Origin of the sequence: Streptomyces sp. NPDC058964 (assembly GCF_042741275.1) — a bacterium.
Lineage (GTDB): Bacteria > Actinomycetota > Actinomycetes > Streptomycetales > Streptomycetaceae > Streptomyces.
On the sequence record NZ_JBHYKH010000396.1, the window covers coordinates 1 to 8,533 of the forward strand.

An 8,533-nucleotide genomic window follows, 5' to 3' on the forward strand; every position below is an offset into this window, starting at 1 on the left:
GCGGGTGGGGGGGGGGGGCCGGCCCCCCCCCCCCGGGGGGGGGGGGGGCCCCACCGGCCCGGGGCGTCGGGCGTCCTACGGCCGGGTCACCGGGCCGTCAGGCGGGCGATCGCCTCCTCGACCGTCAGCTCCTCGCGCTCACCGGTCTTGCGGTCCTTCAGCTCCAGGACGCCCTCGGCGGAGCGGCGGCCCGCCACCAGGATCTGCGGTACGCCGATGAGCTCGGCGTCCGTGAACTTCACGCCCGGGGAGACACCGGCCCGGTCGTCGACCAGGACGCGCAGGCCCGCTTCCCGCAGCTTCTCGGAGACGTCGAGGGCGAGTTCGGTCTGCAGGGCCTTGCCGGCCGCGACGACGTGGACGTCGGCCGGGGCGACCTCCTTGGGCCACACCAGGCCGTGCTCGTCGGCGCTCTGCTCGGCGATGGCGGCGACCGCGCGGGAGACGCCGATGCCGTAGGAACCCATGGTCACGCGGACCGGCTTGCCGTTCTGGCCGAGGACGTCGAGCTTGAGGGCGTCGGTGTACTTGCGGCCCAGCTGGAAGATGTGGCCGATCTCGATGGCGCGGTCCAGCTTGAGGCCGGTGCCGCACTTCGGGCACGGGTCGCCCTCCTGCACCACCACGACGTCGACGTAGGTGTCGACCTCGAAGTCACGGCCCGCGACGACGTTCTTCGCGTGCATGCCTTCCTTGTTGGCACCGGTGATCCAGGAGGTGCCGGGGGCCACGCGCGGGTCGGCGATGTACGTGACCTTCTCCAGGCCCTGCGGACCGACGTAACCGCGGACCAGGTCCGGACGGCCCACGAAGTCCTCGGCGGTGACCAGCTCGACGGCGGCCGGGGCGAAGTGCGCCTCGACCTTGCCCATGTCGACCTCGCGGTCGCCGGGCACGCCGACGGCGACGATCTCGCCGTCGACCTTGACGAGGAGGTTCTTCAGGGTGGCGGAGGCCGGGACGCCGAGGTGGGCGGCGAGGGTCTCGATGGTCGGGGTGTCCGGGGTCGGGATCTCCTCGGCGGCGGGCACGCCGGATCCGTCCACGGGCTTGAGCTCGTAGGTGATCGCCTCGGTGTTGGCCGCGAAGTCGCAGTTCGGGCAGTCGGCGAAGGTGTCCTCGCCGGCACCGGCCGGGGCGAGGAACTCCTCGGACTTGGAGCCACCCATGGCACCCGCGGTGGCCGCGCAGATGCGGTAGTCGAGACCGAGACGCTCGAAGACGCGCTGGTAGGCCTGGCGGTGCAGGGCGTACGACTGGGCGAGGCCCTCGTCCTCCAGGTCGAAGGAGTACGAGTCCTTCATCAGGAACTCGCGGCCGCGCAGGATGCCGGCCCGGGGGCGGGCCTCGTCACGGAACTTCGTCTGGATCTGGTAGAGGATCACCGGCAGGTCCTTGTAGGAGGACGCCTGGTCCTTCACCAGCAGGGTGAAGATCTCCTCGTGGGTGGGGCCGAGGAGGTAGTCGCCGCCCTTGCGGTCCTGGAGACGGAACAGCTCCTGGCCGTACTCGTCCCAGCGGCCGGTCGCCTCGTACGGCTCACGCGGGAGCAGGGCGGGGAGCGACACCTCCTGGGCGCCGATCGCGTCCATCTCCTCGCGGACGATCCGCTCCACGTTGGAGAGGACCTTCTTGCCGAGCGGCAGCCAGCTCCAGATGCCTGCCGCGGTGCGGCGGACGTAGCCGGCACGGACGAGGAGCTTGTGGCTGAGGACCTCGGCGTCCGCCGGGTCGTCGCGCAGCGTCTTCGCCATCAACTGGGACATGCGCTGGACCGGTGCGTTCGCCATGGTTCTCGTACTCCTGCCGGGAAAGGGTGATGGCTAGGAGGTTAGCCGGGCTCGCTGTGCCGGTGGAAATCGGTTAAACCATGTCCTGGCGGCGGAGCAGCGGGAGAGGGGCACCCATGACGGCGTAGGGCTTGGGAGCGCTGGGGAAATGCACCTGGCGGGCCAGGTCCCGGTAGCCGAGGGAGTGGTACAGGCCGCGGGCGGGACTGTCGGTGTCGATGGCGGAGAGGATCGAACGGGGCTCGGTGGCACCGTCGGTGATCGTGGTGATCAGGGAGCGGCCGATGCCCCGGTTCTGGTGGCGCGGGTGGACGTGCAGCTCGGTGATCACGAAGGAGTCGTCGAGCCACTCGACATGGCCCTGGGCGCGCAGGTAGGGCTCCACGACGGTGGACCACCAGTGGGCGCGGTCGTTGGGCATGCCGTACACGAATCCGGCCAGGCGGCCGTCGGGGGTGGTGGCGCCGAGGGCGCGGGCGCCCGGGAAGGTCATGTGGCGCAGCACGATCTGCCGGCGTACGGCGACCTCGTCGGCGCCCAGCCCGAAGGCGACGGCCTGCACGGCGAGGGCCTCGTCGACACGGGCCGACAGGTCGAGCGGGCCGATCACGATGTCGTCGGGATGGCGGTCACCGTGACCGGGAATGCGCAGCATGCGGGGAGACTACAGGGCGCGCACCGGGCTCAGAACAGGCCTGTGGGCCGCGGCCGGAACACGACGCCGGGGGAGCCGGAAGGGAAACTAGAACAGGATGCTCATGAACGCGCCGACCTCCTGGAAGCCCACTCTCCGGTACGTCCGCCTGGCCGCCGTGTTGTAGTCGTTGACGTACAGGCTCACGACCGGTGCCACGTCCGCCAGCGCGTACCGCAGCACGGCCACCATGCCGGGCGCCGCGAGTCCCCGCCCCCGGTACTCGGGGGCGACCCACACGCCCTGGATCTGGCAGGCCTGGGCGGTCGCCGCGCCGATCTCGGCCTTGAAGACGACCTTGCCGTGCTCGTCGAGACGGGCGAAGGAGCGACCGGAGCCGACCAGTTCGGCGACCCGTGCCTGGTACAGCAGCCCACCGTCGCCGGCCAGCGGGGAGACGCCGACCTCCTCGGTGAACATCGCCACGCACGCCGGCATGATCGTCTCCATCTCGTCCTTGCGGATGCGACGGACGTAGGGATCCGGGGCGATGTCGGCGGGCATGTGGTCGGTGACCATGAGCGGCTGGCGGGCGCGGACCTCGCGGGCCGGGCCCCAGTGCGGCTCCAGCAGCCGCCACAGTTCGGTGGTGGGCTCGGCGGGGCCGACGATGGAGGAGCAGCGCCGGCCGGCCCTGCGCGCGCGGTCCGCGAAGGCGCGTACGGCCCTGGGGGTGGCGCAGATGGGGACGAGGTTGGCTCCCGCGTAGCACAGGGACGTCAGCATGCCGTCCTCGTACCAGCCCCACATCTCGCCGCCGAGCCGCCATGGGTCGAGGCCGGCGACCTGTACCCGGGACGTCACGAAGGCGTTCGCGACGGGCTCGCGGTCGAGGACCGCGAGCGCGGCGTCCAGGTCGCTCGGATCGAGCACCCGTGAGGTGGTCTGGGTCAACACGTGCGGGGCCTCACCCTGAGGTTCTGCTGATCTCCGCACTATAGCTGCGCTGCTTTGGGGGTGCGCCTTCTAGCCCGGGGAGGTTCCGGTTCGCCGGCGGCTGCCGGCCGTCCATGGCTGATCGCGCAGTTCCCCGTGCCCCTTTGGGGGCGCGGGCCCGCTCGGGACACGGGCCCGCCCGGGCCTGGCTCAGCCCGCGACCGACACCGAAGGCTCGCCCGAGGCGATGCCCTCTGCCTCCATCTGCTCGGCCAGCTTCATGGCCTCCTCGATCAGGGTTTCCACGATCTTCGACTCGGGGACGGTCTTGATGACCTCGCCCTTGACGAAGATCTGCCCCTTGCCGTTGCCGGAGGCGACCCCCAGATCGGCCTCGCGCGCCTCGCCGGGGCCGTTGACGACACAGCCCATGACCGCGACGCGCAGCGGGACCTCCATGCCGGTCAGGCCCGCCGTGACCTCGTCCGCCAGCTTGTAGACGTCGACCTGGGCGCGGCCGCAGGACGGGCAGGAGACGATCTCGAGACCGCGCTGCTTGAGGTTCAGCGACTCCAGGATCTGGATGCCGACCTTGACCTCCTCGGCGGGCGGGGCGGAGAGGGAGACGCGGATGGTGTCGCCGATGCCCTGGGAGAGCAGGGCGCCGAAGGCGACCGCCGACTTGATCGTGCCCTGGAACGCGGGACCGGCCTCGGTGACACCGAGGTGGAGCGGGTAGTCGCACCGGGCGGCGAGCTGCCGGTACGCCTCGATCATCACGACCGGGTCGTTGTGCTTGACGGAGATCTTGATGTCCCGGAAGTCGTGCTCCTCGAACAGGGACGCCTCCCACAGGGCCGACTCGACCAGCGCCTCCGGGGTCGCCCTGCCGTACTTCTGCAGCAGCCGCCGGTCCAGCGAGCCCGCGTTCACGCCGATGCGGATCGGGGTGCCGTGGTCCTTGGCCGCCTTGGCGATCTCCTTGACCTGGTCGTCGAACTTCTTGATGTTGCCCGGGTTGACGCGCACCGCCGCGCAGCCCGCCTCGATGGCGGCGAAGACGTACTTGGGCTGGAAGTGGATGTCGGCGATCACCGGGATCTGCGACTTGCGGGCGATGGTCGCGAGCGCGTCGGCGTCGTCCTGCGTGGGACAGGCGACGCGGACGATCTGGCAGCCGGACGCGGTGAGTTCCGCGATCTGCTGCAGGGTGCCGCCGATGTCCGAGGTACGGGTCGTGGTCATCGACTGCACGGACACCGGGGCCCCGCCCCCGATGGCCACCGGCCCGACGTGGATCTGCCGCGACACGCGCCGCTCGGCGATCGGCCGGGCCGGTACCTCGGGGACGCCCAGGGGAATGGCGGTCATGACGTCACTGCTGCTTTCCGCTCGTCATGGTGTCGCGGGCGGCCCGCAGCGACTCCTTGAGGGAGCCCATGGTGGCCAGGACCGCGGTCGGCTCATAGCCGCAGTGCGCCATGCAGTTGGCGCACCGCGGGTCCTTTCCGCGGCCGTACGCGTCCCAGTCGGTCTCCTCCAGGAGCTGCCGGTACGTGGCCACGTAGCCGTCGCTCATCAGGTAGCAGGGCTTCTGCCAGCCGAACAGCGAGTAGCTCGGGATCGCCCACGCCGTGCACGGGAAGTCGACCTTGCCCTCCAGGAAGTCCAGGAAGAGCGGGCTCTGGTTGAGCCGCCAGCGCCTGCGGTTGCCGCCCGAGAAGGCCTTCTTGAAAAGCTCGCGGGTCTGCTGGACGCCGAGGAAGTGCTCCTGGTCCGGGGCCTTCTCGTAGGCGTAGGCGGGCGAGAGCATCATCTCGTCGACCTGCAGGTCGTCGTTGAGGAAGTTCAGCACCTCCACGACTGTCTGCGGGGTGTCGGTGTTGAAGAAGGTCGAGTTGGTGGTCACCCGGAAACCGCGCCGCTTGGCCTCCTTGATGGCCTCCACCGCCTCGTCGAAGGTGCCCTCCTTGGCCACCGAGGCGTCGTGCCGCTCCCGCAGTCCGTCGATGTGCACCGCCCAGGCGAAGTAGGGCGACGGCTTGAATTTGTCCATCTTCTTGCGCATCAGCAGCGCGTTGGTGCAGAGGAAGACGAACTTCTTCTTCGCCACCAACTGCCGTACGATCTCGTCGATCTGGGGGTGCATCAGCGGCTCGCCGCCGGCGATGGACACCATCGGAGCACCGGACTCCAGGACCGCTCCCACAGCCTGCGCGACGGGCATGCGCTGCTTGAGGACGCCCGCCGGATGCTGGATCTTGCCGCAGCCCTCGCACTTGAGGTTGCAGGCGAACAACGGCTCCAGTTCGACCAGCAGAGCGAACTTGTCCCGCTTCCTCAGTTTCTGTTCGAGCAGGTATGTAGCGACCTTGATGGACTGACGCAGCGGCATGGCCATCTGGCTCACCTCCGAGGGAGCAGCAAAGAACGGTGCCATTCGTAGAAAGCGGGAATGACGGATCGAAGGACGCGGAAAGCCGATATTCCACCGCGCACCGTGCCGATCCGGACGAGTTCATGTTCTGGAGCGTCCACGACCACCCGTACGGCCGCAACGGGGCGGTCACCCGCGCGGACGGCGCTCAGGAGCGTGGCCGCGGACTCCATGTCGACGGCGATCGCGCCGGTCGCGAGCAGGTCGGAACGTTCCTGGCCGCGGACCACGTGATCGGAGCCGGTGAGCGGCCCGGTGTGGACGGCGCGGCCGGGCACGGTGCGCGCGAGTTCCTCGACCAGCAGGCCGGTGCCCACGCAGGTGACGTTTCCGCGCGGGTCACGAGTCTCCTCGGCGACGATCAGGTCGCCGGGGTGCATACCGGGGGCGAGTCCCGCGCAGAAGCCCGTGGCCAGGACGGCCGCGCCGGCGAAGGCCGGGTCGGCCAGCCGGTCGGCGACGGAGCGTTCCGCCGCCCTGGGCCCCATGCCGGTGCGCAGGACGGTGACCGGCCCGCCGGCTCCGCCGTGGTCGCGCGAGCGCAGGGCGAGGTGCTCGATGCCGAGCGCGCAGGCGATCAGCAGCGGGGCCGGGGCGGGCTGTGCGCTCATCAACTCCCCTTGGCCTCGGCGAGGGGCTTCGCGGCGCCCCGTCCGGCGGCCTTCACGGGGTGCGCGACGGCGAACGGCTCGCCGTGCACATAGCGGCCGAGTGCGGTGAGCGGGAACACCTGCCGGTAGAGGTGGTAGTTGATGGAGAAGTCCCAGGGGAAGCCGGTGCCGGTGAAGTACGGCTCGTCCCAGGAGCCGTCCGCCCGCTGGGTGGCCGCGAGCCATTCGACGCCGCGCTCGACGGCCCTGGAGTCCCTCTCCCCCGCGGCCAGGAGCGCGAGCAGCGCCCAGGCGGTCTGGGAGGCGGTGGAGGCGCCGCGGCCGCTCCACTCCTTGACGTGCTTGTAGGAGCGCAGGTCCTCGCCCCAGCCGCCGTCGTCGTTCTGGACGCTCTCCAGCCAGGTCACGGCCCGGCGGATCGCCGGGTGGGAGGCGGGGAGCCCGGCGGCGGTCAGCGCGGGCACCACCGACCCGGTGCCATAGATGTAGTTGACGCCCCAGCGTCCGAACCACGAGCCGTCCGGCTCCTGTTCGGCGAGCAGCCACTCGATGCCGCGCCGGGTGCGCGGGTCGTGGGAGAGCCCCTCGACCGCGAGCATCTCGACGACGTGCGCGGTGACGTCGGCCGAGGGCGGGTCGATGACCTCGCCGAAGTCGCAGAACGGCAGCCGGTTGGGGAAGGGGCTGGTGTTGTCGGCGTCGAAGGCTCCCCAGGCGCCGTTCCTGGACTGCATGCCGAGTTCCCAGCGCACCCCGCGCGCGATCGCCCTCTCCACCCGCTCCGGGTCGTGGTGCCTGACCCGGCGCAGGGCGAGGAGCACCTCGGCGGTGTCGTCGGTGTCGGGGTAGTTGTCGTTGTGGAACTCGAACGCCCAGCCGCCCGGCGGGAGTCCGGGACGCCGTACGGACCAGTCGCCGGGCCGTACGATCTCCTCGCCGAGCATCCAGTCGGCGGCCTTGACCAGCTGCGGATGATCCGCGGGGAGCCCGGCGTCGGCGAGCGCGATGGTCGCCAGGCAGGTGTCCCACACGGGGGACTGACACGCCTCGATCATCCGGGCGCCGTCCTCGCGCCACACGGCGTAACGATCCAGCGACTCGAGTCCCGCGCGCATGACGGGGTGTTCGAGGTCGTACCCGAGCAGGTACAGGGCGATGATCGAGTACACGGCCGGCGGCTGGATGCCGCCCCAGCAGCCGTCGTTCTCCTGCCGCTCGACGATCCAGCGGGCGGCGGAGTTCATCGCCGCCCGGCGCAGCTTGCGCGGCACGACCCTGCGGACCCGGTGCAGTGCCTTGTCCAGGCGCTGGAAGGCTCCGTCCCAGGTCGTGGCGGGAGCGAGCGGCCGGGGCGGGTTGGGCTCGGCCGGGTCGGTGTGCAGCTCGTCGAGCGGGAAGGGCGCGGGACGTACGGGGCGCTTCGCGGAGACGACGGTGAGCGGCACGATGGTCTGCCGGGCCCAGCACCCGAAGTCGTAGATGTTGAGCGGCATCCACTTGGGGAAGTAGATCAGCTCCGGCGGGAGTTCGGGCAGGTCCTCCCACTTCCACCAGCCGAACAGGGCCAGCCAGATCCGGGTGAAGACGCGGGCGGCGGCGATGCCGCCCCGTTCGCGGATCCAGGCGGAGGCCCTGGCCATGTGGGGGGCCTCGGGCTCGTCGCCGGCCAGTCGCAGGGCGACGTACGCCTCGATGGTGGTGGAGAGTTCTCCGGGACCGCCGTAGAAGGTGGCCCAGGTGCCGTCCTCGCGCTGCTCGCCGCGGATGAAGAGCGCTGCGGCGCTGGTGGTCGCCTCGTCGCGGATGCCCAGGAACTGACGGAGCAGCAGGTCCTCGGCGTCCATGGTGACGTTGGTCTCGAGGTCGCCCTTCCACCAGCCCTCGGCGTCCTGCCGGGAGAGCAGGAAGTCGGTGGCGAGCCTGACGGCGCGCCCGGCGGCTTCTTGTACCCCGGCCGCCACGGGAGTGGTGATGTCGGTTTCGCTGGCCGCGGCAGCGCGGGGCGGCAGGGCGGCCCCGGTGCTTCCGTCGGTCGTCGCTGTCATGGCTTCCCCTTCGTGCAGTCGTGCGAGTCGTGCTGCTGTGGGTCCGCCGTCGGGCGGGGCGGTGTGGGGGCGCGCCCCCG

The 8,533-nt window shown here is 70.9% G+C and carries 7 protein-coding genes; all 7 read right to left on the minus strand.

The features are described from left to right. Positions 1-86 precede the first annotated feature (86 nt). The 7 genes from ACFW2E_RS34495 to shc all read right to left on the minus strand — a co-directional run bounded on the left by ACFW2E_RS34495 (position 87) and on the right by shc (position 8,453). Positions 87-1,790: a proline--tRNA ligase gene (locus ACFW2E_RS34495; protein WP_384472166.1), complete on the minus strand. Its 1,704-nt coding sequence runs from the start codon at positions 1,788-1,790 to the stop codon at positions 87-89. A 73-nt stretch (positions 1,791-1,863) separates the two neighbouring features. After that, a complete protein-coding gene (locus ACFW2E_RS34500; RefSeq protein WP_384472169.1) occupies positions 1,864-2,445 on the minus strand; it encodes a GNAT family N-acetyltransferase in 582 nt (193 codons plus the stop codon). Between the two features lie 87 nt (positions 2,446-2,532). Continuing rightward, the gene (locus ACFW2E_RS34505; protein WP_384472172.1) at positions 2,533-3,381 is read right to left on the minus strand and encodes a GNAT family N-acetyltransferase; all 849 of its coding nucleotides are present in this window, start codon (positions 3,379-3,381) and stop codon (positions 2,533-2,535) included. A gap of 189 nt (positions 3,382-3,570) precedes the next feature. After that, complete coding sequence (ispG, locus tag ACFW2E_RS34510) at positions 3,571-4,731, minus strand: flavodoxin-dependent (E)-4-hydroxy-3-methylbut-2-enyl-diphosphate synthase (protein ID WP_384472175.1); 1,161 nt, start codon at positions 4,729-4,731, stop codon at positions 3,571-3,573. Between the two features lie 4 nt (positions 4,732-4,735). Continuing rightward, positions 4,736-5,761 carry an adenosyl-hopene transferase HpnH gene (gene hpnH / locus ACFW2E_RS34515; RefSeq protein WP_384472178.1) on the minus strand — a complete coding sequence of 342 codons (1,026 nt, stop codon included), beginning with the start codon at positions 5,759-5,761 and terminating at the stop codon, positions 4,736-4,738. Positions 5,762-5,766: 5 nt separating this feature from the next. Further along, a complete protein-coding gene (locus ACFW2E_RS34520) occupies positions 5,767-6,408 on the minus strand; it encodes a 1-hydroxy-2-methyl-2-butenyl 4-diphosphate reductase (protein WP_384472180.1) in 642 nt (213 codons plus the stop codon). Continuing rightward, positions 6,408-8,453, minus strand: a complete 2,046-nt coding sequence (gene shc, locus ACFW2E_RS34525; protein ID WP_384472182.1) for a squalene--hopene cyclase — start codon at positions 8,451-8,453, stop codon at positions 6,408-6,410. The genes ACFW2E_RS34520 and shc overlap by 1 nt, the downstream gene beginning before the upstream one ends. Positions 8,454-8,533: the final 80 nt, after the last annotated feature.

Excerpts from the sequence above, each read along its gene's own strand:
- ACFW2E_RS34495 (WP_384472166.1), bottom strand. The coding sequence starts at position 1,790 with ATGGCGAACGCACCGGTCCAGCGCATGTCCCAGTTGATGGCGAAGACG.
- ACFW2E_RS34500 (WP_384472169.1), bottom strand. The coding sequence starts at position 2,445 with ATGCTGCGCATTCCCGGTCACGGTGACCGCCATCCCGACGACATCGTG.
- ispG (WP_384472175.1), bottom strand. The coding sequence starts at position 4,731 with ATGACCGCCATTCCCCTGGGCGTCCCCGAGGTACCGGCCCGGCCGATC.
- hpnH (WP_384472178.1), bottom strand. The coding sequence starts at position 5,761 with ATGGCCATGCCGCTGCGTCAGTCCATCAAGGTCGCTACATACCTGCTC.
- ACFW2E_RS34520 (WP_384472180.1), bottom strand. The coding sequence starts at position 6,408 with ATGAGCGCACAGCCCGCCCCGGCCCCGCTGCTGATCGCCTGCGCGCTC.
- shc (WP_384472182.1), bottom strand. The coding sequence starts at position 8,453 with ATGACAGCGACGACCGACGGAAGCACCGGGGCCGCCCTGCCGCCCCGC.